The sequence below is a fragment of the Propioniciclava sp. genome, assembly GCF_029977985.1.
Lineage (GTDB): Bacteria > Actinomycetota > Actinomycetes > Propionibacteriales > Propionibacteriaceae > Propioniciclava.
This window is the reverse complement of sequence record NZ_JARKOT010000111.1, coordinates 1-1064: the sequence shown is the minus strand read 5'-3', so window position 1 is coordinate 1064 and position 1064 is coordinate 1. Positions and strand designations below refer to the sequence as shown.

Here is a 1064-nt window from a genome sequence, read left to right as displayed (position 1 = left end):
GGGCGGATTCTTGTTCAGCTTCTGGGTGGACGTCTACAACGTGGCGCAGGTCAGCTTCCGCCAGCGGATCTGCCCGCCGGCGTTGCTGGGTCGCATGAACGCGTCGGTGCGGTTCATCGTGTGGGGCACCGTGCCTATCTGCGGCCTCCTGGGCGGCTGGCTGGGAACGGCGCTCGGCGTCGTGCCGACCCTGTGGGTCGCCACCGTCGGGGCGTTCCTCGCCGTGCTGCCCGTCGCCTTCTCCCCCCTGCTGACGATGCGCACCCTTCCGGACGCCTGAGCGTCAGATCGGCAGGCGGCGGAAGATCGGCTCGGGGATGTGGCGCAGGACGAGCATGACCGCCTCGAACGCCGGCGGCGCCCAGATGACCGACTTGCCGGCACGGGCGGCGTCCACGGCCTGCTTGGCGACGTCCTCCTTGTCCACCGTGAGCGGGGCCTCCTTCACGCCCGCCGACATGCGCGTGCGCACCTGGCCGGGGCGGATGACGAGCACCTTGACGCCCGCCGGTTCCAGCGCCTCACCGAGGCGGTGGTAGAACCCGTCGAGGCCGGCCTTCGTCGAGCCGTAGACGAAGTTCGACCGGCGCACCTTCTGCCCCGCAGCGGAACTCATCACGATGATCTGGCCATAGCCCTGCGCCGTCATGCGCTGACCCAGCAGGACGCCGACGCTCACCGCCCCGGTGTAGTTGACCTGCGCGATCTGCACGGCCTTCGCCTGGTCCTGCCAGAGCGTCTCGGCGTCGCCGAGCAGACCGAAGGCGACGATGGCGACGTCGACGTCGGCGTCCGCCCATGCGGCCTCGATGACGCCGGGGTGGGAGTCGAAATCGGTGGCGTCGAAGTCGAGCGCGACCACGTCGCGCGCCCCCTTCGCCAACAGGTCGGCGACCGTCGCGTCGGTCAGCGGGTCGCCCGGCTGGACGCCGAGCACCACCCTGGCCGGGGCGTGCGCCAGGTACTCGGCGATGATCGCGAGACCGATCTCGGACGTCCCGCCGAGCAGCAGGATGGATTGCGGGTTGCCGGTGGCGTCAAGCATCAGAGGAGCTCCAGTCGTC

At 70.3% G+C, this 1064-nt stretch carries 1 protein-coding gene and 1 pseudogene; one reads left to right on the top strand and one right to left on the bottom strand.

The window, feature by feature from the left end; translation table 11 throughout:
* Positions 1-280, top strand: a pseudogene (locus Q1K57_RS07125) (MFS transporter); the annotation flags it as partial.
* A gap of 3 nt (positions 281-283) precedes the next feature.
* On the opposite strand, the gene Q1K57_RS07120 reads toward Q1K57_RS07125, so the two are convergent.
* On the bottom strand, positions 284-1064 hold a 781-nt coding region (locus tag Q1K57_RS07120), incomplete at its 5' end, for a decaprenylphospho-beta-D-erythro-pentofuranosid-2-ulose 2-reductase (RefSeq protein WP_300080382.1).